Origin of the sequence: Lunatimonas lonarensis, assembly GCF_000390185.1 — a bacterium.
GTDB classification, from domain to species: domain Bacteria; phylum Bacteroidota; class Bacteroidia; order Cytophagales; family Cyclobacteriaceae; genus Lunatimonas; species Lunatimonas lonarensis.
The window spans coordinates 50,623-75,048 of record NZ_AQHR01000020.1; the positions used below are offsets into that span (position 1 = coordinate 50,623).

At 49.2% G+C, this 24,426-nt stretch carries 15 protein-coding genes and 1 pseudogene; 3 read left to right on the forward strand and 13 right to left on the reverse strand.

The window, feature by feature from the left end; translation table 11 throughout:
• Positions 1-40: 40 nt before the first annotated feature.
• The gene (locus ADIS_RS02075) at positions 41-1,237 is read right to left on the reverse strand and encodes a DEAD/DEAH box helicase (RefSeq protein WP_010852615.1); all 1,197 of its coding nucleotides are present in this window, start codon (positions 1,235-1,237) and stop codon (positions 41-43) included.
• Positions 1,238-1,408: 171 nt separating this feature from the next.
• On the opposite strand from ADIS_RS02075, the pseudogene ADIS_RS23745 reads away from it, so the two are divergent.
• Together ADIS_RS23745 and ADIS_RS02085 are read left to right on the forward strand one after the other, a co-directional pair.
• Positions 1,409-1,567, forward strand: a pseudogene (locus ADIS_RS23745) (IS91 family transposase); the annotation flags it as partial.
• Between the two features lie 284 nt (positions 1,568-1,851).
• Positions 1,852-2,184: a hypothetical protein gene (locus tag ADIS_RS02085; RefSeq protein ID WP_010852618.1), complete on the forward strand. Its 333-nt coding sequence runs from the start codon at positions 1,852-1,854 to the stop codon at positions 2,182-2,184.
• Here ADIS_RS02085 and ADIS_RS02090 read toward each other — a convergent pair.
• Complete coding sequence (locus tag ADIS_RS02090; protein WP_162141547.1) at positions 2,165-4,123, reverse strand: glycoside hydrolase family 97 protein; 1,959 nt, start codon at positions 4,121-4,123, stop codon at positions 2,165-2,167. The two genes, ADIS_RS02085 and ADIS_RS02090, sit on opposite strands and share 20 nt — an antisense overlap.
• A gap of 559 nt (positions 4,124-4,682) precedes the next feature.
• Between ADIS_RS02090 and ADIS_RS02100 the strand changes: the two genes are divergently transcribed.
• Positions 4,683-5,723, forward strand: coding sequence for a bile acid:sodium symporter family protein (locus tag ADIS_RS02100; RefSeq protein WP_010852621.1), 1,041 nt, complete (start codon positions 4,683-4,685; stop codon positions 5,721-5,723).
• A 41-nt stretch (positions 5,724-5,764) separates the two neighbouring features.
• On the opposite strand, the gene ADIS_RS02105 is transcribed toward ADIS_RS02100, so the two are convergent.
• From ADIS_RS02105 to ADIS_RS02155, 11 genes are all read right to left on the reverse strand, one after another.
• Positions 5,765-7,243 (reverse strand): M81 family metallopeptidase, encoded by a 1,479-nt coding sequence (locus ADIS_RS02105; protein WP_010852622.1) that lies wholly within the window; start codon positions 7,241-7,243, stop codon positions 5,765-5,767.
• A 57-nt stretch (positions 7,244-7,300) separates the two neighbouring features.
• Positions 7,301-7,951, reverse strand: a complete 651-nt coding sequence (locus tag ADIS_RS02110) for an RraA family protein (RefSeq protein ID WP_010852623.1) — start codon at positions 7,949-7,951, stop codon at positions 7,301-7,303.
• 93 nt (positions 7,952-8,044) lie between these two features.
• Positions 8,045-9,385 (reverse strand): hypothetical protein, encoded by a 1,341-nt coding sequence (locus ADIS_RS02115; RefSeq protein ID WP_010852624.1) that lies wholly within the window; start codon positions 9,383-9,385, stop codon positions 8,045-8,047.
• 89 nt (positions 9,386-9,474) lie between these two features.
• On the reverse strand, positions 9,475-11,268 hold the full coding sequence (gene ggt, locus ADIS_RS02120; protein ID WP_155907050.1) for a gamma-glutamyltransferase: 1,794 nt from the start codon (positions 11,266-11,268) through the stop codon (positions 9,475-9,477).
• 94 nt (positions 11,269-11,362) lie between these two features.
• Positions 11,363-13,681 (reverse strand): hypothetical protein, encoded by a 2,319-nt coding sequence (locus tag ADIS_RS02125; RefSeq protein WP_010852626.1) that lies wholly within the window; start codon positions 13,679-13,681, stop codon positions 11,363-11,365.
• A 450-nt stretch (positions 13,682-14,131) separates the two neighbouring features.
• Positions 14,132-15,664 (reverse strand): sulfatase family protein, encoded by a 1,533-nt coding sequence (locus ADIS_RS02130; RefSeq protein ID WP_010852628.1) that lies wholly within the window; start codon positions 15,662-15,664, stop codon positions 14,132-14,134.
• Between the two features lie 49 nt (positions 15,665-15,713).
• Positions 15,714-17,828 (reverse strand): plastocyanin/azurin family copper-binding protein, encoded by a 2,115-nt coding sequence (locus ADIS_RS02135; RefSeq protein ID WP_155907052.1) that lies wholly within the window; start codon positions 17,826-17,828, stop codon positions 15,714-15,716.
• A gap of 17 nt (positions 17,829-17,845) precedes the next feature.
• A complete protein-coding gene (locus tag ADIS_RS02140; RefSeq protein WP_010852630.1) occupies positions 17,846-19,669 on the reverse strand; it encodes a family 16 glycoside hydrolase in 1,824 nt (607 codons plus the stop codon).
• Positions 19,670-19,813: 144 nt separating this feature from the next.
• Positions 19,814-21,232 carry a sulfatase family protein gene (locus ADIS_RS02145; protein ID WP_010852632.1) on the reverse strand — a complete coding sequence of 473 codons (1,419 nt, stop codon included), beginning with the start codon at positions 21,230-21,232 and terminating at the stop codon, positions 19,814-19,816.
• Positions 21,233-21,264: 32 nt separating this feature from the next.
• Positions 21,265-22,857 carry a sulfatase family protein gene (locus tag ADIS_RS02150; protein ID WP_010852633.1) on the reverse strand — a complete coding sequence of 531 codons (1,593 nt, stop codon included), beginning with the start codon at positions 22,855-22,857 and terminating at the stop codon, positions 21,265-21,267.
• Positions 22,858-22,960: 103 nt separating this feature from the next.
• A complete protein-coding gene (locus ADIS_RS02155; protein WP_010852634.1) occupies positions 22,961-24,418 on the reverse strand; it encodes a sulfatase family protein in 1,458 nt (485 codons plus the stop codon).
• Positions 24,419-24,426 lie beyond the last annotated feature (8 nt).

The following is a 24,426-nucleotide window of genomic DNA, read 5'->3' on the forward strand; positions in this document are numbered from 1 at the left end:
TATCAGGTGACCCAAGCTGCCCACTGCAAACCCAAGCTCACTATCTTCTTCGCCGCTGATTTTGTTGGGGTTTTTTCTTTTTTTCCGGAGCCTGTTCCTTCATCACTCCCTGAAATTCATACGGGTGGTTTTCCACCACGGGAATTTTTTTACCGATTAACTTCTCGATATCCCTTAGGTCTTTCAACTCCTCTGCATCGCAGAATGACATGGCCACACCCGAGTTCCCGGCCCTTCCCGTACGCCCGATCCGGTGGACATAGGTTTCGGGAATATTGGGCAGGTCAAAATTGAACACATTGGCCAATTCATCTATATCGATGCCTCTTGCTGCTATATCCGTAGCTACAAGTACCTGCAATTTGCCGCTTTTAAAATCCTTCAACGCATTCTGCCTGGCATTTTGGCTTTTGTTGCCATGGATGGCGGCTGCCTTCACATTTTCCTTCACCAGAAACTTGACTACTCTGTCCGCCCCGTGTTTGGTGCGGGTAAATACCAAGGCCGAACCGATCTTTTCTTCCTTCAATAGGTGTAGCAACAATTTTGGCTTGTCTGCTTTGTTGGTAAGAAAAAGCTGCTGCTGGATCTTGTCTACAGTGGAGGATGGAGGGGTGACTTCCACAAACGCAGGTTTGGTCAATAAGGTGTCGGCAAGCTTCTGGATTTCAGGTGGCATGGTAGCCGAAAAAAACAAGGTCTGTCTTTTCTGTGGCAGCAGCGCGATGATTTTTTTCACGTCATGTATGAAACCCATGTCCAGCATCCTGTCTGCCTCATCCAGGACAAAGATTTCGAGGTTCCTGAGATCCACAAACCGCTGATTGATCAGATCGAGCAATCTTCCAGGCGTCGCCACCAAGATATCAACCCCTTTTTTGAGGGCATTGGTCTGATGTAGTTGCGATACACCCCCAAAAATCACCGTATGACGGATACCGGCAAACTTCCCATAGGCCGCAAAACTTTCGTCTATTTGGATGGCCAATTCCCTGGTAGGCGTCAAAATCAACGATTTGATTCCCGGCCTTTTTTGTTTTTGGAGGCTAAGCAATTGGATGATGGGTATGGCAAAGGCGGCGGTTTTTCCGGTGCCTGTCTGGGCGCAACCAAGCAGGTCCCTGCCGCCCAATACGAGGGGGATTGCCTGTTGCTGAATGGGTGTGGGAGTGGTGTATCCTTCGTTGGCTAAAGCCTTGAGGATAGGGTCAATAATTCCTAAATTTTTGAATGGCATAAAGGCCTTGTGATAAGAAGCCGGGTGAGCTGTTGTATGGTCTTTCCCGGCGGGAGATGGATTAAAAGCTGCCTACAACTGGCACTGCTTTATTATAAAGTAGTGCAAAGGTAGGCATTTTTAGGGAGGAAGTAATAAAGTTTTTTCCCAGCTGGGTGGTGCTTTCGCAGCACACTCGTTTTTTTAATTTGCCGGATGCTCGAAAAATACGGCAGGGACCTGTACAGGTGCCCCTGCTGCGATAACGGAAGAATGGAGACCATCTTTGATACCCGGGACAGGTCGGCAGGAAAACCAAAACCTATCAAACCCAACCCGGAACCATCTTGATCTAATTGTGGGATCCAAGAAGCCAATGGTTGGATCCGGGACATGCCATAAACCAACTCCCAAAAAATGGGTAGGGGACGCTGTGCCCAAATGGCGGGAAAATTCCCAAAAAGCCATCAAAAGCCAGAACAACCAGCTCCTGAAATCCACCGACCAGTCTACAATTCCACCTAGCCGCCGCTTCACCCGGAGGGTGTCAGTCAACAGCCACTAGACAAATGCTTTGCATTCATGGATTCCATGATAAAACAAACCCTATATCCATAAAAATCCCTGATAGATGAATGCATCAATCAGGGATTTTTTGCAGGGGCTTTTCTCTAGTGGTTGGGATAACCAATCGACAAATCATCATCGGCGACTTCATCTATACCGAGAAAGAACCCCTTCGTGACGACATCATTGGACTGCTCAAACAAAAGCCCGCCTTGAAAGAACGCAAGACCATCGCCGAGCGCATCAAGGACAAGATCCTTGGATTTGTGGAGACCTTCATCAATGGGATTTCGGAGGGGGCTAAGGGGTGGACAAATAGCACAGCCCTTCAAAAGTTGCAAAAAAGCTCTGCCATTGGTCTGTCAAGAAATTTACCCACATTTATAAATGCTTCCTATTAAAGGTATAAATTTGATCTACAGGAGAAAAAATCACCGCCAAACCGTTCTGATTTAAGATGTTTTTTTCAAAAACAGTTTTAGAGTTTACTACCATATTTTCGATCCTCACGTTGGTACGGGTATTTAGGGATTTATCATCAGAATACACGGTTGCTTCATAGGTGGTGTTCTCATCAAGGAAATCAAGTTTTAAGGAAAGCTTGTATTCCTCGGTCCCGGCAATAGCACCCAGGAACCATTTATCTCCATTTTTACGGGCAATGGATACATACTTCCCTGGATAACCTTCAATGATTTTGGTTTCATCCCAAACAGTTGGAACATCATCAAAAAATTGCAGGTCATCTATTTCAGGAATTGTCCCTTCCGCACCGCCGGCACCTCCTGTTCTGGAAGGTGCGCCTGTAGGCCTATCATACCAAAATAGAAACTGCCAAGGACTATAAATGCAAATTACCTTTGCCATTTGCGAAGCATGGGAACCCATTTTTTCAGTTACACGAGGGGCAAAATAACAATTGGTCTGATCGCCGGCACCAGCAATCATCCGTGTGAAAATGGTAGTGATAACACCATCATTTGGCGTGCTTTCCTCATCGCCCCGAATTCCTTCCTGGGTCATTAAATTAGGATAAGTTCGTGAGTAACCCGTAGGCCGGTATTCATCATGCACATCGACCATTAACTGGTGTTCGGCGGCTTTCTTTACAGCTTCATGAAGCCAACTTGTCCACTTTTGCGGACCTACATTAACAAATCCGTATTTCAAGCCTACCACACCCCACGATTTCAGCGAGGATAAAACGTCATCCAACTGTTTTTCCAGTGCCCTTCGGTTCACGTAAAGGATTATTCCTATCTCCTTATCTTTGGCATAGTCAATCACCTTTTGCAAATCAAGAGGCCCAGGCGAACGATTAGGATCAACGGTTACTGTCGTTGCATCTGACGCATCATCGTATTCGTTTCCATACCAACCGGCATCGAATTCAACGAACTGTAAGTTGTGTTTTACGGCAAAATCGACACACGCTATTCCTCCCTGAGTAGTCAAGGTAACTTCCCGTATCACTTTCCCGGGTCTTATAAATGCAGTATCAGTGATCTTGTTTGCTTCGTTCAGGTTCAACAACAAGTAATTATTTTGTAAAATCTGCGCTGTATTTTTACCCGCCATCACATAACGCCATGGCGTGTTATAACCATCCTTGGGAACAACGACAGGGTATTGATTTTTATCGCCTTTTTCCAATGAAGCCACCAGGGTATTGGCTTTTGTTTCATCCTTTTCAAATTTCATGCGGGCAAAATCCACCAAAGCAGCTTCACCAATTGCTGTAAAAACCGAATCCGAAAGCTCAGCCAGCAATGGCCGTTCTGCGATAATCGAAAGCGCTGAAAGCCTGTGCCTTTTTATTTCACTTTGGGCAGCAGCACTGACCCAAACGGTTGCATCAACCGGAAAGATAAATTCAGTTAATTCTTTATCAATTTGCAAATCCTCATTGCTGTTAATCTCATATCTAAAAGCCACGCCTTCGTTGTATGCACGAACCCGAAGTGCAAATTTTCCTTGCCAACCGTCACTGTTGAGGTGAACAATAATCTCATTGTAATGGTCGGTGTACATACTTTGTTCACCATAAATGGGTTTCCAGCTTATATTATTGGATGCCTTCTCTATTTTCAAAACCGTCACACCAGCAGGCAATAGCGTACCATCGTTTAATCTAAAACCTAACGCCGACTTTTCGATAAGTGATACGCCATTCCAGTTAACGGAGTATGCAAGGCCATCTTCTACATCGAGGTTAAACGTGTACATACCATCCGGACTGCTTAACTCGACCGTATCGAAACTGTATTTACAACTCGATATACAAAGTGCCAGGATAAATACCCAACAGCTGCTATTTCTCGATTTCATCATGATTTCCATTTTTTTTTCGCAAGGCATCGAATTGTCCCGCATGCGTTGCAAGCAACTAGTTGGAAACACCAATTCTTTTACCCAACCGATTCGCTTTAATCGTCACTACGCTTTCTATCTCCCAGTTGTCGCTAAAATAACGCATTTTCTATTCTCAATCGCCTCCATTTTGTCAAATCCTTGTCCATTTTTCGGGGCAATCAAAAGACTTTTCACCCTTGGTTGAAAAGCATAGGCTGGATTCCGATGGTTCCCGTCCGTGTCCATCTCCCCTACTAGGAAGCCCGGATGGAATTCGTCAGGACCTTCCGGGAGTTCCTGCCCTTGAAGAAAGTTCTGGGAACCTTCGCGGAGTTTTGGCTCGACGACCTGTGTTTTACCCAAATTTGTTGCTTATTTGTTGCCAATAATTATCGTATATTTATGATTAACTCAGACCACCAACGACATCGAATCATCAATTAGTATAACAAGTTATTTTGATAAAATTATAATCTAATAAAATATTTAATAATAATTCTTGAAAGATAAATTTTACAAGTATTCCTTAGGGTTATCAATAATCCTAATGGTGATCTTTTTATTCCATTTGATAAAAGGAAATATTGAAAATGGAGACCCATTTTTGATCTTTTCCTTATTGGCTCTATCATTCGGAGTAAAGGGCCATAAGGTGTTACGTGGCCTTTCGTTTACCCTGTTAATATTGGCGGTAGCATCAGCTGCGCTTTTTTATCCGGATGTTTTCCTGCAATTGGGAAGTTTTGAGACCGCCGAGTTGATCACTCCGTTGATTCAGCTGATTATGTTTGGCATGGGAACATCCATGGGCGTAAAAGATTTCATAGCTTTGGCAAGATCACCCAAAGCGGTGATCATTGGCGTTGGATGCCAATTTACCCTCATGCCTGGGTTGGCTTTTCTGATTGTGTCTCTTGCTGGGTTTCCAGAAGAGATTGCCGCAGGAATCATTCTACTCGGCTGTGCCCCGACCTCGGTAGCATCTCCCGTCATGTGTTACCTGGCAAAGGCCAACGTTGCATTGACCATAACGATTGTTTCCATCACCACCCTTATTGCACCATTTATTATCCCTTTTTTGATGAAATTCTTGGCAGCGGGCTTTATTGAGATCGATACCATGGCCATGATGTGGAATATCATACAAATTGTGTTGATCCCTATTGGTGCAGGCCTACTTTTTAATAAATTTCTTGCAGGAAAATCGGATTGGTTGGACAAAGCGATGCCCTATGTATCCATGGCCGGGATTGTGGTGATTGTAGCCATCATAATCGCGGCTGGGCAGAAAAGTTTGATAAACATGGGATTAATGCTTTTGGCCGCTGTCCTAGTGCACAATGTGTTGGGGTACTTTACCGGGTACTGGACGGCCAAATTTTTCAAATTGGAGAAACAAGATTGCCGCACCATTGCCATCACAACGGGGATGCAAAACGCAGGTTTGGTTTCCGGTATCGCCAAAACCATGGGTAAGATCGCCACCGTTGGACTCGCATCGGCTGTGTGTGGTCCCTTAATGGGCTTTACCTCCTCGCTCCTAGCCTCCTACTGGAACGCCGCTAAGCAAAATGATCGTTTGCCTTAGAGAAGCCCAAGGAAACACTGGTTAGCGCGATCGTAACGGATTCAGCTAATTTGCTCAAACGGAAACAACGGTTTTCTTCGTTTGGTAAAGCATAAGCTGGCTACATCAGCGGTCGTTATGCCGGGCGTATTTACACGAATCAGGTCCTTACAAACGGTCATATAGGCTGCCAACGGTGCATGTACTCCCTTGGCCACAATCAACTGGTAACTGCAGGGATCCAACCCAAAAGAAAGCAACTGCTGTAAACTAAAGGGAACGATCCTCCTGGATGTCAGCATAATGGTGTTGTTTTTATTCGTATGAACAATAGCTGTCAATCCCATGTCAAACGACACCTGCCCTCCGTGCCTAGGTGCAAATTCGGAAAATTTTCCGTCAACCATAGCACGCAACTCCGCGGTAACAGAAACAGGATTTCCATGAAGCCGATCGGTCTTCCCGCCAATTTGAACGGACAGGCTGTCACCTGCACAGACTTGGCTAAACAGATCCACCACTTCCGGATCGTAGATGCACATAAATCCTTTTCCAAAATCACATTCTTCCAAAAAATCCAAGAGGAACGTGCTATCGCCGGGCGAGCCTCCACCAACATTATCTCCCATATCCAGTAACAGGAGTGGCTTGTCGGCTTTGGACACCAAGACCGGCAACTCCCGTAACCCGATCTTTTTACCTGAAAACACGCCATGATGGGTTTCCAAATAGGATTTAAGCCTGCCCGCCAACCTAGCAGCTTGGGGGGTATCATCATCTGTCACAACGATAATGCTGCTTCCCATTTCATACACATCAGCATATGGAAAGCCCAGTACAATACTTACCGCTAAAACCCTGGGCTGAGTGGCAATTTCTTCCGCCAAACGATACAGGCTCAAGCAGGGCTCGGAACCTGTATGTTGCATTTCAATGCTAATTGCCACTTGGGTTTGCACCGCCACCATAACCGGCCTGTGTTCCCCTCGTAACATGCCAAGTAAAAGGAGAGCTGCGTCCCTGCCCGTTTGCCGTTGATCGATATGGGGGTTTGTCTTATAGGCAATCAAAGCATTTACTGCTGCGGCCATTTCGTCACTCAAATTACAATGGGGATCAATTGTGCCCACTATTGGCACATTTTCACCCACTAACTCTCTGACTAGGCGCAGCCATTTTCCATCAAAATCCGGATAATCCTCACTTACCGCAGCCCCATGAGGCAACACCATAAGCCCATCCAAGTGGCCGGCTTTCACTAAATAGTCCTCCAAATTCCGGAGCAATTTGCCGGAGGCTCTGGTGGATATTTTCCCGCCTGGCGTGGCTTCTGCATAAAAAATGGGGATTAGGTCGACATCCGCTTCCTTGGAAAGCACCTCTACCACTCCTCCGATCTCGTGGTAGGCGTTGCGGTACTCCTCAATGATGTGATTTCCCGTTAATAGATGTCCTCCTTCGAAATCCTCCCACTCCGTAGAATTACCCAAAAAGGTGTTCGATTCATGGTATATACCTACAATTCCGATTTGAAATGTCATGTGTTTTCATTCTCCTTTGACGAATAAAAAGGTCCAGTTTTTTTCAAAGGGATGCACCTACAGGACACCGTATTTCTTGTATACGTCCCCCGCCTTTGCACCCATTTTGATTTCATCCCGGCTTATATTTTCTGCATTCACTTTTTCCATCGCCCTACGGATGACTTCCTGCTCGATTTCCTGTGGTACGACCACGATACCGTCTTCATCGCAAAAAACCAGGTCACCCGGGGAAACCACTACCGTTCCAATCTCCACAGGCACATCAACGTTGATCACCATCTGCCGGTTTTTGCTGTCATAGATGTTGGTTCCCCTAGCCCTCACAGGAAAGCCCAAGTCTCTCATTTTGGCCAGATCCCTTATCTGACCGTCCACGATGGCACCTACACATCCTCTGTTACGCGCGGCGGTAGACAGGAGCTCCCCCCAAATACCCGACCGCTGGGAGCCACCTGCAGCTGCAATCAATACGTCCCCGGGCATACAGGAGTCCACCGCCTGTAGCTCCAATTCATACGGGGCGGGATCCTCGTGAAAGATGTCCGCCCAAAGCGTGGTCTTGCACCTGCCGACGATTTTTTCGGGCATCGTAGTAATCGGAAAATGGACATTGGGGGATTGATTTCTATAGCCAAGGCTGTCAAGTGCATCCGAAATCACGGCAGCATATAATCGGGTAGAGATTTCTTCAATAGTATAAGTCATGCAGTGATTTTTGTTTTTAGTATACGTACCGGTCAGACGGCTTAAAACCGTCGGGGCAGCACGAAATTTTTATTTTAAATGTGCAATGCTTTCCTATTTAAACCTATCCGGAATGATAAATTCATAGCCCTTTGGCGGCCAGGGGCCTATGCTTTGTCCAGTGGGTCTCGGTGCCGTAGGTCGGATAGGTTCGTGGCCCTGTACCGAGTACTTGATGGCCAGGTGAGGTGTATCCCTTGCCTTTCCGTCGTCCATTACCAGCGATCGGATGGCTGCGTCCATAATGCCACTCGTCAGCAAGGTTCTCTCTACGGGAGCAGTAGGGCTGCCCGTCAGGAAAAACTTCTGAATATTCAGTGTCAGGTAACTGAAATGGGAATAGCTCATACTATGATCCAACACAAACTCGGTGGCTACAGTCTTGCCATCTTCCAAAGCTGCATAACCCCAACCGGAATTCACATACCCAGTAAGCATCATAATGGCCCCTTTTGTCCCATCCTTGTAGCGAATGATCACGGCATGGGGATCTTTTTCGAGTTCCCGCATATTTCCCTCATGCTTATCCCGAATCGCATTGCATCCCGCTTCTATCAATTCAAGGGATATCTCGCCCGAATCCACCGCATGCCACACTTCGGAACCACGTATACCTCGTACACTTGCTACTCCGGTCTCTCCTCCCGTTCTACGCTCAACCATGCATTGCAATATTTCTGCTACATGAAATCCATAGGCATCCAAGGAAGCATACCCAATGGCAACCGCCTCCGTAATCCTCGCTCCCAATGGATGCTCTAGGGCCGGATCCCTCCAGGCGAAGGGCAACGAAGAACCAGCCATCATCGGAACGTTCAATTCCCGGCCACGGTCGTATATCCACTTGCTATCCAGCCAGCTGTATGCCAGGTGCTTGTCGGTAAATAAAGGCACCGAGCGATTGGACGCATCAAAGACACGAAATATCTGCTCAAGGTAGTTCATCCGCGGGTACATCTTCACACCTAGTCGGCTATTCGGGTACTCTCCATGTTCCCCAATGTAAATCACCGCATCCACCGCCAAGGTATTCCCCTCGAGGGTTAACGCTTCGGCAATGGTAGGGTAAACGGTCGCCCCGTTCATCTCAGAGATGCGGACGCCGGTGTCGTTTTCTCCTATCTGATCAATCCAAACCGAAACAATCTGAATCTCCGGAGTAACCATCCCCTCATCCGTCGGAATTCCCGCAAAAATCTTGGTGGCAATTACGTCGGCATGCGCACTATTTCGATAAATATTGGCGATTAGCGCGATCTTTTTCTTGGCCTGAGTTGGTTGTATCTTGGGTTCGAGGACTGAAGCAAACCCTCCCCCCGATAAAGCCAAAAAGGATGTTCCGAGTGCAGACTTTTTGATGAAATTTCTTCGTTGGTTTTGATTGGGTTTTTGCATAATAAAGGTGTCGTTATTTAGTGGTCATTCATTGCCGTGAACGCAAAGCGATCCTTGGTTTTCCTGTATTATCCAGTCTACTGATAGACCTACCAGCCCACCGCATACCCATTTCTTCTGGGATCCGCACCTCCCATCAACCATCCCGTAACCGGATCTAGGGTGATTCCCTGAGCGCCACCTACGGTCATCGACCAAGGGCCCAAACTGGTATCCAATTGAAAGCCCATTCTCTGAAGGTCTTCCAGCACTTGCTCCCCCATACGCGTCTCAACGATCGCTTCAGTGGCCGGAACCGAACCAAGCTCGTCCTTCCACCGAAAACGTGGTGCGCTGATGGCATCTTGGATATTCATACCAAAGTCAATATGGTTCATGGCGACCTGTGGCACCGATTGCAGGATGCCGAAACTTCCCGGTGATCCGACGATCAACATGGGTCTTCCATCCTTGTGAAACTGCATCATTCCTCCCACGCACCATCCAACAGCTTTACCCGGTGCTACACTGTTGGCCAATCCCGGTTCCTTAGACATCCAATCCAACGCACTGTTAAAGATCAGACCCGTCTTTCCTGCGACGTAACCTGAACCAAAACCACCGCCGTGGGTCTGAATGATTACCGCTGCATTGCCCCATTGATCCACCACCGACAAACTGGTGGTTGCGTATTGATAGGAGGCAGAAATTTCCCTATCAACCGCCGCTCCCGATATCTTCTCCTCGGAGGCTATTTCCGCAGCTTTCATTCTTTCCTTCAGGCGCTGCCGAACCAAATCGCGTTGTTTGTTCAGGTAGGCATCCGACAAAAGAAAAGCCACCGGCACATCCACGAAATCCGGATCTCCAATGTACCGGTCTGTATCCAGCCGGCATAGAAAGATTGTTTCCAATAGATGCGCAAGGTACTCACTGCTGTTATGCCCCATTCGCTGCACGTCAAAACCTTCCATAATCTTCAGCGTCTGTAGCTGTTGGATTCCCATCCCCGGAGGCGGGTTGTTATACACGGTATAACCCTTATAGGTAATGCGGATAGGATCTACCCAGTTGACCTTTTCTGGAACCTTTGCGAGGTCCTTTGCCGTCAAAAAGCCCCCATCCGCCAAGAAGGCAGTTTCAATCTCCTCTGCCAGCTCGCCTTTGTAAAAGAAGTCAGCACCTTTTTCGGCAATCTGCCGCATGGTTTTCGCCAGTGGGTTATTGGTGAAAAAATCCCCTATTTGATAGGTCGACCGATCATCCTTCAACAATATATTCACCGATTCCGGATGAGGGAGAACGCGTTGCAGCGTTCCCTCCCACATTGCCTGGTCGAATTCCGTGATAGGAACCCCCTCTTCGAGGTATTTTATGGCCGGGGCAAATACCTCATGCAAGGTCATGCTTCCATAATCCTTCAATGCCCGATCCCAACCTGCCAAGTTTCCGGGAACCGCCACGATCTTTGGCCCCACCGTTTCAAGTGCACCATGTCCAGCACCGTCTTCCGCCATGGTCACCTCGCGAAGCTTGTCCGGGTCAAAGCTTTCCGGGACCCACCCCCCGAACACCAAGGAGCGGGTTCTATTTTCCTTCGCATCATAGTACAACAAATAACCAACACCCGCCACCCCTGACATATAAGGTTCAACAGCATTCAGGGCGGCAGCAGCGGCCACGATGGCGTCAATGGCGTTGCCCCCGTTGATCAACATTTCCTGGCCGGCCAAGCTGACAAGTGGGTTGGCAGTTGCAACCATTCCCCGCTTACCGATCGCGGCCGGGCGTAGGTTTTCCTTGGCAACCTGTGCGTTTAGTTCAGAAATAAGTAAAAAACCCATCACTAGTAGGAACAAACGAAAAATACGCTTAGTGGATAGGGGCATATTAGTTTGGTTCATAGCATCATTGTCAAATACATCTTTCCCAAATCTGATCCGACACCTTTAAATTTTTGGATCAGCCTGTGTGCCAATTTAACAATTTCCAAACGGTCTACAACGTCTCAAACGCATAAACCTCGGCATCACGAAGATAAAATTTCAACTTGATGTTCCGTCCTTCCAGTAGTTTGAAACCGGCCTCCTTCCAGGTCACGCTAGCCGACGCTTGATCTCCTGTCAATGGCGCACACTCATCCTTCGAAAAACCGGGAATAATGGAACCACCCTCATCCAACACCTCAACCAATACACTGCCCCCTTCTTGGACGACATAATTCAAATGCAGCTTATCCCCCGCTACTCGAAGTGTTTTGGTCGTAAATGAGCCAGCATATCCATCACTCTGTAGGGCAAAATAACCGTCCAGCCTCATACGGATACGATACCATGTGCGCTCTCCCCTGCCATGGGCATCCCCTACTTCCACATAATGCCATAGCTCATCCCCCTCCCTATGCATTCCCTGGCAAGAGATCACCTCCGTATAGTTGCCTCTGTCCACTAGATAAGGCTCTGTTATCACATTCCATTCGTCCCCGTCCCGGCTGTGCGCAATGGCCACATTCCTATCGTCCGAATCCGCCAGATAAATCCAGGGAAAAGCGAGGTAAGTGTCCGGCGCATAAGGATATTTGATGACTCGGGTTCTATACACCTGCTCGTAGGAAGGAGGCCCTTGGGGTAGTATAAACTGTGACTCCCCCTCCCCTGTGACTACCGGAAATGGCGAATACTCAAAATAGGGTTCCTTCATTTTTTTGAACGGCCACACCTTGTAAGGATCACCGGTCTCAAACCGTACCGATACCCGTTTTTGCGGGTTGACGGCCTCCGGATTATCAAAGCTGGCATCCCGCTTCAAGTAGGTAACATAGTTGCCCCGCTGATCATCGTAAAAGGATTCGGCACTTCCTCCTGACAATAGCGGTAACATGGACGTTTCATTCCTTTTCCATTGATACGCATCGGGAGAAGTGTACAAATAGATCCCCCTACCGCAAACGTAGGCGGTTAGCTTAAACCGGGTTCCATCCCGCAGGGCCTCAGGACTGTCATCGATAAACAAGTCTCCACCCATGGGGTAATTGACCATCTTTACCGGCTTGCCATCAAACGTTAGTCCATCCTTGGTCTCGTACAGGTATACCAAGCCCAAGGTTGAGTTGTAGTTTGCTGTCGCAATGCCAAGTTTTCGATCTCCGTCCTGAACAAAGGTGATCCGCCACTCCCCGTCCACCTTTTGTATATCGGTCTTTTCGGCATCTTCAAGCCGCCAGGGCTTCATCACGATCTGGGCATTTTCCATCTTCTCTAGTAGTCTATCATCCAGAAAGAGGTGCTTTCGCCTTCCAAAGTCAAAAATAGTACCTTCCATGGTTTCTTTGGGAAAAAGTAAGGGAGGACCGGTCGGGGTGGGCAGGGAATAGGCGGCGTCGGAAAAGTTCATGGAATAGGTAGTTGGTTGAAAACCGTCTTTCCAAAACCGAAGCGTATCCGAAACCCTAAGTTCATCCAGCACTCCCGGAAGATCTCCATCTGCTGCCCTGCTTTGGAGTAGGGAAACATTGAAGCGCCGTTGTATTTTTTGCTCCTCATTGAAATCCGCCCAGTTCCTGTCTTCGTTAAAATTGTCCCTGGGGCTTTCAATGAGTGGCAAAGCGGACTTTTCCAAGGAAGAGGAAATCCCCTCAACCGTAAGGCTACCATCTAAGAAAACCGACCCATTACCTTCACCATCTATTTGTATAGCCAAATGGGTAAAATCATGCCTATGGGCGAACCCTTCGTTCCTTGTAAAAATGGTCTTAAGCCCCCTGTAATGGTTTCTCAGCTCCAGCGTCTTTCCTTCATCTAGAAAAAGTAGGCTGAACCCCACATCAAGCCCTCTCCCCAAATCTAGCAAATAGGCTTCTTTGGGCATACCATCACTTGTTTTCAGCCAAAATTCAATGGTAAAAGAAGGCCCGGCCAATGCCCGCAACAACTTCTCCGGGGCATAGGTGGGACCCCACAATCCCGTTGGCACCCCTTCCGGTTGGCGGGGCACCAGCGCGCCCCTTCCGGGAAAACCGGCATATATAACGTTATACCCTTTTTGGGAGGAAAGGGCATTTCCGAATTTTCCCTGCTCTAAGGTCGAAGAAGTTAGACGCAAGTCGGCGACTTCGTAAGGGCTTGCATCCGTAATGGTCGCATTGGGGTAGGCTTCTTCATCAAATAGCCATAGTAAAACCGTATGCTTGTCCTCAACTAATCGGGCATCCAAATCCACCGCCTCATCAAAATCTCCCTTGCCTTGATGGCAGGATAAAAACAGGTAGGCCAAAAATACAACGAGATAAGCAAGGGGATTAATTTTATAAGCCATCATGTATGGGGAGTTAAAATAGATGTTCACCTACGATACTAAAAACCAGGTAAAAAGACTAATAATGGCTATAAACATATGACCTCTTCTAAGCCGGTCTTTTTGTCCAGCAACAAATCCACGCTCAGAGAACTCTATTGGGCCTGCCGTTATTCCGCCATGCAGCTGACAGATGCATGTCATTGCTACTTGCAATAACCTGGCATTTGAAATGCTTCCCCATCTATACATTCGATTCGTATGGAGCCTTTACCTTCTCTGGTATCGAAGAAGGTTTTGTTCCAAAAACGATCCCGGAGTGATCACATGTTTATAACTTCTTCTGTATCGAAGCAGACCCCGAGGGGTCGAATTCTTTTGGATATGCAGCTTGCCCTACAAAAACCTTTGAGGTCTAAAAAAGAACTCAAAGGTTTTTGTCATCCCCCGAACTTTGAACTTCATTTTCACCGTCTATTCCTTATTTGAAAAATACCCCTTGGCCTTACTCTCTGATAGTAAGCTTTGCATCTCCTTCAAACGCTCCGGATACATCGCAGACAGGTTCTTGAATTGCCCAGGGTCGTCGCTGAGATTAAAAAGCAGTTCCGAAGTCCCGAAATGGGTATACCCCTTTAGTTCGAAAAAGGACTCCGGCATCCTGGTGTGCTGCCCGGTGCTGTCGTTGATGTAAAGCCAATCGCCATCACGAACCGCCCACCTCGTCTCATTGGTATTATGGATAAGGCTGGTACGCTGAGGCATTGGATTGTCACTATCACTGAGTTCGGGCAGAAAATGGAAACTATCCGGAGCCGCATCGGCAGGAGGGGCTATTCCCACTAAGTCCAGCAATGTCGCCATGACGTCGATTTGGGATACCAACTTATCCGATACCACGCCCGGCGCAATACGTTCGGGCCACTTGACCACAAAGGGTACGCGGTTCCCTCCCTCCCAAACATCACGCTTTAACCCCCGCAACTCTCCCATGCTAAAATGGCCATAAGCCTCGGCCCTTGAAAATGCATAGCCTTCGGGCCCATTATCCGCTGTAAACAGCACAATGGTATTGTCTTCGAAGCCCATTTCACGGATGGCCTGCAGCACCTGACCGACGACCCAATCCGACTGATACACAAAATCACCGTAGGCACCTGCCTGGGATTTACCGTCAAACTCCTCGTTTGGAATAATGGGGGCATGGGGGGAGGTCAGCGGAAAATAAAGAAAAAAGGGGGTATTGCCGTCTTGCCCTTTGATCCATTCCACTGCCTTTTTGGTCAAGGTTGGCAACACGTCGTAGGGATTCCATCCTTTTACTTTTGGACCCGGTCTAAACTCCCATTGCCCTTCCTTGACGTCAAACCCAATGCTGTCCAGGTACATTACCTCGGTCGGTGCTTCGAGGAAACGATCATTTTCTATCCAGGCATAAGGAGGGAAATTGATGGTACCGTCCCCAAAGTAGTAGTCAAACCCCCTATCCACCGGTCCACCGCTTACCGGCAAATCCCAGTTGATGTCGTCCGGATGGTAGACGGCCATTTCCCTTCCCCATTGATTGACTTTTCCGGAAGGAGGGTTTTCAAACACCCAATCCCAGCCTAAATGCCATTTACCGATACAGGCGGTACGGTACCCCCCGTCCCGCAACACCTGCGCCAAGGTAATATCCGAATCGTTGAAGAAAGGTTTTTCAAAGGAATTGACAATATTATGCTGTCTCCTCCAGTGATAGGTGCCCGTAAGCAGGGCATACCGACTGGGAGAACAGATTCCGGAGGAACTGTGTGCGTCGGTAAAGCGCATGCCTGCCGCAGCGAGTTGGTCAAGGTGGGGAGTAGGAATTTTGGAATCGGGATTCTGAATATTGAGATCCCCATAGCCCATATCATCTGCGTAAATAATAACGATGTTGGGAGGTCTTTCGCTTATATTTTCGCCGCAAGAGACTAACCATGAGCAAATGACGAGTATTAGCAGAAAGTTAGCTATTGGGTTCATAGATAATGAGTTTGTTCGTCAACCTAAGTTAGCAATTTACACCAAAACGCTATCTGACCACTTTCATCACCCCTTGCATCACATAAGCATGGCCCGGAAAGGTGCATACGTACATGTAGTCCCCAGGTACAGCGGGGGCTTCAAAGTAGATGGTCTCCGTACTTTCGGGCGATAGGATATTGGTGTGAAACAATACCTCTCCCGAATCCGGAATGTAGTTTTTCTGCGAGCCCTCCAGCCCCATTTTCAATGCTGCCTCTCCTACCTGCACGGCCATGCCTGGGGTTACAATTACCAGATTGTGCAGCATGTCGTCGTCGTTGTTAAAGGTGAGTTTGACCTTGCTGCCGGCCTTTACCTCTATCGTCTCCACATCAAACTTCAAACCCGGCTTGGTACCAATGATAATGGTCCTGTCCGCGCTTCCCGACCAGGAAGCTGGCATCGCCGTGACGCGTTTGGGCGAAGCTGCGCCGGATGAAACCGTGGCAGTAACTTTGCCGGGAGCAGTAGTTGGGGCCGCAGCGTGTTGATGATGGGCAGTATGATTCATCGCAGGGGCTTTCACTAGGGTGGAAAGGTCAATTTTTTCCCCCTCGGGAAGCTGATTGAGGGTATAATATCCAACCGAATGCAGTAGGTCTTTCCCTGCGTCGGATTTGATCCCTTCGGCGTTGATCTCGTGGATATACCCTTCCTTGAGCCCATCCACCACCAACCTTACCTTCAGGCCATCCTCAGATACCAATACGCCCTTAATGTCCAGTTCCTCCAACTCTATCACGGGACTTCCGTAGTTGTGGTGGTACTTGTAGGTAAACGAGGAGGCTTTGTAGGACGCCAGTTGTTCCGCGCTGGTCTTGGCAACGGGGAGCGTAAACTCCAGCTCAAAGCCATCCGGCTGGGCCTTTACCGTCTTGATTTCAAAAGGTGTCTTTCCTGTCCAAATCAAACGCTGCAAACCATAGGGTGCAGTTCCCGTAGACCCCCATCCCCGGCTGGTCATCCCCACAAACATGGAGGCGTCGTTGCCCCATACCATGCGAAGGATACCGGAGGAAAAGCCCTCCCGAAATGGAAAAGCAGCCCCCTGATATACGCCGTTTACCTTTTCCAAGGCCACTCGAAAGATCTTACTGTGTCCCTGATCGCCCACAAACAATTGACCGGAAAAGGGCCCAAAGCCACCTTCTGACTTATCCACAAGGATATCGGAGGTTGATATGCCCATTAGCCCATGGGGCAGCCATACGGAAGGGGTCTTAAACCCCGGAATATCCGCAGCCACCTTATGCATGGGGTCACCGGTGTCCGGAATGTCATCAATGGTCAGTTTGACCGGGGAACCCTCCAAATGACTCCATCGAAGCCCCTCGGGATTGCCCACAAAATCCCCGGTTTCCACGTGGGTGATTCGTCCGGACCCAACCCAGTCTCCTTGGTTTTCGCCATAAAATATGTCCCCCTCTGCATTGTAGCCAAAACCTGCCGGCGACCGCATACCGGTGGCGATCGGTACCATGTTACCGTCGGGTGAAACCTTCATCATCCAACCTCTCCACTTGGACTGGCTGGCACCGTGTCCTATCCAGCCTAGGTTCAGCGTCACAAGCATGTCGCCCTCCGGCGTGAAGAGCGGCCCATAGGAATACTCATGGTAATTGCCCGCAAGGGGCCAAGAGACGATGGTTTCATACGAATCCGCCTTGCCATCTGCATTTAGATCGGTCAGCTTGGTGATTTCAGACCGCTGGGTGGCGTAAAAGCTGCCCCGGTGATAGGCCAACCCAAGCGGTTCATGCAGCCCATAGGCAAAGCGGTTGAACCGCGGTATGCGTGTTCCGTCCATATAGGGATTTTCGATCACCCATACTTCCCCTCTACGGGTCGATACCCCTAGGCTACCATCCGGCGTAAAGGCCAGGCCACCGACTTCCAATTCTATGCCATCAGGTATAGGAATATCCACGATGGTATAGTATTCCTGTTCTCTGGCGATCTGGGCTTTTGGATCAGGAGAGGTTCCGCCCTGGGCAAGGAGCGTTCCGGAAGCCAAAAGGCCTCCCAGTAATATACCGGTGCAAATAAATCCCCTTCCACCAAACAGCGCAAAAGACACCGCATGGCGGATTATATTGATTGAATTCGTAAATCCTCGTTGCATGTTAAGAAACATTTTGATCAATAAATCAAGCTATATTGAATGGTTGTTGCTTCGGGCGAAGTAGAAAGGGGAACCATCAGTTCCTGGCCCAATGCCGTATTTCGGATTTGACTGCCAGGTAGAACCGAGTTGGCCAATTTTACGTAATAGGCTCCCTTGTCGATAAGGTATACTCCGTCGCCAATGGCTTCAATATTTTCCGCCGCAATAATCCTGGCCCAATAATCCTGAGATTGGCCGAAATTTTTGTACGTAAGTGTGCGGCTAATTGCTTTTCCATCCAGCTCCGGCTCAAAGTAGTCCTCAACGGCTACCTGATCAAAAACGTATTTGAAGGTAGGACGACGGGCACGATTCAACACGTAACCCTGAATCTGGAGCAGGTCGGCACGTAGGGAATCAGGCCATGCGCTTTCCCGCGTTGGCAGCTTCGCAATGGCAGGGCCGGCGGCAAGGTCCACAGTCGCACCGGTAGGCACCATCAGCTGACTTTCTCCCCGTTGTCTCCACATGGGGGAAGTATCCAAAAAACCACCCCGCCAGATTTGCAGCGGTGCCCCAAGCTGAAGGTCATACGCCAAATGGGTACCGATAGGCTCCCCTACCCCAACGGTATGCGTCCTGACGCGCCCACCATGGCTCAAAAATCCCCGCAATACTACCGGCTCCTGAATGGCGTCTACGTACAGGGGCTTTCGGATTACATGCTCCACATAGGAATTTGGATCGTGAAGGGGGCTTTTCTTGATACCGGGCCCTTCCACATAAAAGCCCAGTTGCGGTCGCCGGCCGGGATAGTTTGGTTTGTAAAAAATCAGTTTAAACGGCACCTTGCCCGTCTCTAGATGGATGGTCTTGCTACGGGAGGGTTCGGCACCATCTTCCAGTAGGTTTTCGCCATTTACATAAAGGCTGGTCCTTCCAAAGGTGGAGAGTGAAAAGGTGTAATCCCCTGCCGCTTCGATGGCAAGGCTGCCGGTGTATTCATAGGCAAAATCAAGAACCCCATGTCCCAAATCCCAGGTTATCTTGTTCAGGCTGCCGGTTTCCTCAGGTGTTTTCCCCTCGTATTCGGCCAGGGTTTGAAATTTCCCTTTGTAATAGTCGTAGCGCAAATTCTCAATTTCGGGTACCGGAGAACCAAAGAGTTTATACTTCATGTTTCGGATCGCTACCGGTCCATGGTCTCCTTGTATCATAAGGGGGCCCAGTTCGCGCTCGTCCTCAAACAGGGCCGAAGTCGTGGGCCCGGTCACCTCAACATTTTCGTGTATCAGGACACCGTTCTGGAATACCTGCACAAACTTGGCATTCTTGATCTTTTCACCCCGCGCATTAAACCGAGGTGCTTCAAATACGATCTTAAAGTGCTGCCATAGACCCGGAGCCTTGCTCACATTCATCCGGGGTGCCTTTCCTTCGAAACCGCGACGGGTTTCCAGATCAAAGCGTTGGTAAATGCCCCCCGCATCGCCGGAGTTGACGATCTGCTTACCCCAGCTATCCAGAATCTGGATCTCGTACCTTCCCTGTAGGTATACCCCCGAATTGGAACCCTTGGGCACCATAAATTCCAGTTCCAACTCCATGTCACCGTGTTCGAAGCCTGAAACAAGGTGGGGGCCGTTTTTCGGCTTGGGCGGATTCACCAAGATCCCGGTGCCCCGGGCTGTGGACACAAAATCAGTTTGATCCCAATGGCCCTGTACATGGCCCACCTGCTTCCAGGTTTTGGGAATGGGGCCAAAGTCTTTCCAGTCCGAAATGACCCGAACCTCCTGCGCGGACACCGAAGCCGCCCGCAGAAAAATAAACACCATTAGAAATGTAGCAACACGCATAGATATCATATCATTTGTAACTGATCTTACTGTTTTAAATTCAACTCATTATTGTCTTTGAGTGATTCCTCCGTTTCGGAACTGGGTGGCTTGCCCAAACGACCCTCCCATTGGCCCACCAATTTCCCAAAGGATTGCCTCTGTTTAGTTGTCCGCAAGACGCGCATCCAGCAACCGGTTGATAACCGAATCCACTACCTGGGAATACCTGCCAACTTTCCCGGAATACCTAGGGTCCAACGCCAAATTGACCACCTCGTCCGGATCGCTCTTGTGATGGTAAAGCTCCAGGTAATCGAAGTCGTCGTATCGGATAAATTTATACTCCTCATCCCTATACCCCTCGGTTTTGAGTAATTTGGGGTTGCTTTCGTGCCGATGCTCCAAGTATACGCCGGATCGCCAGGATGCAGGAGCACCTCCATAAAAATCCGTAAGGCTTTGGCCCTGATATAGGTCGGGAACGGGTACCCCCGCCAAGGCTAATATCGTAGGGGCAATGTCCACATTCAAGGCTATTTGGGAAAAGGTTCGACCCCGCCGTTCTCGGGGCTGCCGTGGATCGTAGATCATCAAGGGTACCCGAATGGAAGGTTCATGAAGCAGCCACTTACCGGCATAGCCCCGTTCGCCCAGAAAATACCCATTATCCCCCATGAAGATGATGACCGTGTTATCCGCTATCCCGGCCTCCTCCAGGGAGTACCTGATGCGGGCCAACACACTGTCCACGGCACTGATCATGCGGTAGTGTCCCTTGACCATTTCCTGGTGCTTTTCGGGCGTATCAAATCGCCAATACCAGCGCTCACGGTTCAACGAGGTCTGCAAAAACTCCGGAAGGGTGTCAAAAAAAGCCGGGTCGGCGGTCCTGTGTACCGGGATGTCCACGTCGCGGTACAAATGATCCACGTAATCGGGCCAAAAATACTGCTCCACCGCCCCGTCGTCTGCATGGGGCGACCAAAAGGACAGGGACAGGCAAAACGGATGCTCTTTGTTGGCATGGATAAAATCTATGGCCAAATCGCCGTTGATATCGGCCAGGTGAACCTGCCTTCCATCAATTTCACGGAGGTAGGGCCAAAAGGTCTTGTTGATGGTATGAAATAGCGTGTCCTCCATCCCTTCATTGACTTTCACGCCAAACTTACCTACAAAGCCTGTGCGGTAGCCCGCACCCTTCAATAGTTTGGGGTAACTGAGGTCCAGGTAGGCATCGGCAAGGGGTGGCTTTCCAAAGGTGAAATCATGCGTGCGCTCATACAGTCCCGTGAAAAGCGAAGCCCTACTGGCCGCACAGATCGCCGTGGTCACGAAGGCATTTTCAAAATAAAGACCCTCCCTCGCCAACTGATCCATGTGGGGGGTATGGATAATGTCATTGCCAGCATACCCGAGGGCATCCCAACGCTGGTCATCCGTCAAGATAAAGATAATGTTGGGCTTGGCGGGTGGGATTTCTTTCCTGTCTATTTTGCATGCCTGCCCCATGACCATCGTCACAAGCAAACACCCAATCAACGAACTCCAAGCGGAGCTACCCATTTTTGTTCTTTTCATTCACTAGTTTTGGTTAGGCACCCGATTAGGGTTTACTGACTAATAAACTGCTGGGTCAGCTCATCGGAATCTCCGTACTGCGCCCGTAACTCTATCAACTTTTGATGCAGCATTTCCTGTACCTGCGCATAGGCGGGGTTTCCATAAAGATTGTTCATTTCCCGCGGATCCGTTTCGAGGTCATACATCTCCCATTCATCGATATCATGGTAAAAATGGATCAACTTAAAGCGATCGGTCCGTACCCCATAGTGCCTCTTTACGTCGTGCGGCCCAGGGTATTCGTAGTAATGGTAATACATCGCATCCCTCCAGGGAATCTTTTGTCCTGCTGCGGGCTGACGCCAAGACATACCCTGCATATCCTCGGGAATGGGCACACCTGCATAATCCAAGATGGTCGGTGCGTGGTCAAGATTCAATACCATTTGCTGTACTTCCGTTCCCGGCTTGATCTCCTTTGGATAGCGTACCAATAGGGGTGTACTCAGCGAAGGTTCGTACATAAACCGCTTATCATACCAGCCATGTTCACCGAGGTAGAACCCTTGATCTGAGGTGTAGATGACCACCGTATTGTCCAGCAATCCTTCCTTCTCCAGGTAATCCAGCACCCTTCCAATGCCATCGTCTACCGATTTGACCACTTTTAGGTAATCCCTAAGGTAGCGGTTGTACATAAACTTGGCCTGTCTTTCCCGGTCCGGCCTTTCCCTGAGTGGGCGCTCTCCCGGGGTTCCATCCCCAAACAACTTCTCATTGGCCGGCGCATACACTTTCTCCCATGCATCTAATTCCTCCTCCGTCATTCGGCCAAAGGGTGCCGGCAATCGGCTTGGTTCTCCGGTAAAGGGGTTTTTGTCAAATTTCATGTCCCAACCCCAGTACATATCATCCACAATGGACATGGCCTGTTGCTTGGCGGCAAGGCCCCTCCCCTGATGGTCGTCAAAAAAGGTGTCCGGGAAATCAAACTCCCGATCCTCGTATAGGTCCAGGTATCGTTGCTCGGGCATCCAGTTCCTATGAGGCGCTTTGGGGTGATAGTTTACCGCAAAGGGCTTGCTGCGGTCCCAATCGTTTTCCAGCCAGTCGATGACAAATTGCGGAATCAGCGCTTCGCTGTGTCCTTCGTATTTTTCTTCCACCTCACCGTTTCTGATAAACTCCGGATGATAATAGTTTCCCTGACCGGGTAAAGTAAGCGAAAAGTTATACCCCTGCGGCTTTCCGGCGAGGTGGATCTTGCCGATCAGCGCAGTTTCGTACCCCGCAGCCTGCAGCAGCTTCGGGTACATGGGCTGGTCCCAATTGAAAGGCACCACGTTATCCATCTTTCCGTTGATATGGCTGTACTTGCCGGTAAGCAGCACTGCCCTGCTGGGTGCGCAGATGGAGTTGGTGACGAAACTGTTTCGGAAAAGCGCTCCTTCCTTTGCCAACCGGTCCATATTGGGAAAATAGGTGCTGTCCAAGAGGCCGTGACCGTACGCGTAAATCGCCTGCTGCGTATGGTCGTCGGTCATAATGTAGAGAATATTGGGCCGCTGGGTCTCTTTACTTTCCTCGCTACAGGAACCTAGCATCCAAATACTTAGCGAAATACAAAACAGAAATCTATACATGTTCACTTGTGTTTGTTGATTACGTGTGGGTTCAAGATAACCAAGCTTTTGGTAACTATCACCGCATCAGTACCTATTTTTCCACTAGCGGCAGGCAGATGCGCTACGAATTGCGCCGTGTGGGAGATTGCGCATTCTCCGATCCTTCCTGCGAATAGGGTATACTTCCATGCGAGCCCGGCACCAACTGCCAATGGTCAATGTACCACTGGGCGGGCTTGAAATCATCGCCGACTTTTTCCAACAACTGCGAAAGCTTACGATCCATCTCCGCTACAAGTGCCTCATTGCCTGAGTCCAGCACCAAATTCCGCAATTGAAAAGGATCAGACAGGTCGTCAAACAAAAGCCAAGGGCCATCCAGAGAACGCACGTAGGTATATTGGGCTGTTTTCATGGCCCGGTATTCCTTTCCATATTCGCCTCCAATCCAAGGGGCCAATTGCATGTAGAGTACGCCGTGATCCGGGATCTCTCGGGATTTGGTCACTACCTCGGAGAGGTCGTCACCCTCATACGTCTCCGGTATGGTCAGCCCCAACATCCTAAATAGTGTCGGAAAAATGTCTGGTGTGGTAATAGGGGTTTGGATGATCCTGCCTGCTGTACCATGCATACGCGGATAGCGAATAAGCATCGGAACCCGCGCAGACTCGGCCAAGGGCACTTGTTTAGCCTTCGGGCGAACCCCATGGGAACCGAGCATTTCACCATGATCTGAGGTAAAAACCAATAGGGTATTGTCCCGGATACCCAACTCATCCAAGGTAGCCAATAACTCGCCGATCGAAGTGTCCAAGGCTTCGCAGTGTGCATAATAGCCCTGCGCTTCAACCCTTGCCTCTTCGAGCATTTCGACGGGTACATTGGGCGGCAGCACCAACTGATCCACTGGGTAGTTTTTTTTCAGTTCCTCCGGTGCCGTATGGTGCGGAAAATGCGGTGTACCATAGGATAGAAATAAGGCAAAAGGCTTTTCCTTTTCCACCTGGGCTTTAATGTAGGCCACGGCGTCCTTGGTCTGGGCATACACATCGTAGCCTTCCCAGTAGCGTTTTTCATCGGAATCATTTGCATAGTAATGCGAATGATTGTAGTTGTGGTCGCATTCGGCTACCTTCCAATACTCAAAACCATGCCTGCGGGCAGGTGGTATAAAGGAATGCCTGCCATGCCCATCCAAATGCCATTTGCCGATGTATCCTGTCGTGTAGCCTCGGTCTTTCAGCACATTGCCCAGGCCATATTCACTCAGCGGCAGGTGAAGGTCGTTTAGAAACATGCCCGTGGAAGTAGGATACCTACCCGTGATCAACGAAGCCCTGTAAGGTGTGCAGACCGGGATCACAGAAACGGCGTTTTCAAAATGAATGCTTTCGCCGGCCAGCTGATCCAAATGCGGCGTCCGTACATTGGGGTCTCCGGTAAAGCCAAACGCAGAGGCCCGCCACTGATCGACCAAAATATACACAATATGGGGCTGCACCTCCGGGGCGGCGGGTGAACAACTTGCCAAAACAGACAAGGCAAGAATTAAACTACAAATTATTCTGGATACCATCGCTCGGG

Excerpts from the sequence above, each read along its gene's own strand:
- ADIS_RS02110 (WP_010852623.1), bottom strand. The coding sequence starts at position 7,951 with ATGACTTATACTATTGAAGAAATCTCTACCCGATTATATGCTGCCGTG.
- ggt (WP_155907050.1), bottom strand. The coding sequence starts at position 11,268 with ATGAACCAAACTAATATGCCCCTATCCACTAAGCGTATTTTTCGTTTG.
- ADIS_RS02115 (WP_010852624.1), bottom strand. The coding sequence starts at position 9,385 with ATGCAAAAACCCAATCAAAACCAACGAAGAAATTTCATCAAAAAGTCT.
- ADIS_RS02135 (WP_155907052.1), bottom strand. The coding sequence starts at position 17,828 with ATGCAACGAGGATTTACGAATTCAATCAATATAATCCGCCATGCGGTG.
- ADIS_RS02140 (WP_010852630.1), bottom strand. The coding sequence starts at position 19,669 with ATGCGTGTTGCTACATTTCTAATGGTGTTTATTTTTCTGCGGGCGGCT.
- ADIS_RS02145 (WP_010852632.1), bottom strand. The coding sequence starts at position 21,232 with ATGAAAAGAACAAAAATGGGTAGCTCCGCTTGGAGTTCGTTGATTGGG.
- ADIS_RS02125 (WP_010852626.1), bottom strand. The coding sequence starts at position 13,681 with ATGATGGCTTATAAAATTAATCCCCTTGCTTATCTCGTTGTATTTTTG.
- ADIS_RS02105 (WP_010852622.1), bottom strand. The coding sequence starts at position 7,243 with ATGACATTTCAAATCGGAATTGTAGGTATATACCATGAATCGAACACC.
- ADIS_RS02155 (WP_010852634.1), bottom strand. The coding sequence starts at position 24,418 with ATGGTATCCAGAATAATTTGTAGTTTAATTCTTGCCTTGTCTGTTTTG.
- ADIS_RS02150 (WP_010852633.1), bottom strand. The coding sequence starts at position 22,857 with ATGTATAGATTTCTGTTTTGTATTTCGCTAAGTATTTGGATGCTAGGT.
- ADIS_RS02100 (WP_010852621.1), top strand. The coding sequence starts at position 4,683 with ATGGTGATCTTTTTATTCCATTTGATAAAAGGAAATATTGAAAATGGA.
- ADIS_RS02090 (WP_162141547.1), bottom strand. The coding sequence starts at position 4,123 with ATGGAAATCATGATGAAATCGAGAAATAGCAGCTGTTGGGTATTTATC.
- ADIS_RS02085 (WP_010852618.1), top strand. The coding sequence starts at position 1,852 with ATGCATCAATCAGGGATTTTTTGCAGGGGCTTTTCTCTAGTGGTTGGG.
- ADIS_RS02130 (WP_010852628.1), bottom strand. The coding sequence starts at position 15,664 with ATGAACCCAATAGCTAACTTTCTGCTAATACTCGTCATTTGCTCATGG.
- ADIS_RS02075 (WP_010852615.1), bottom strand. The coding sequence starts at position 1,237 with ATGCCATTCAAAAATTTAGGAATTATTGACCCTATCCTCAAGGCTTTA.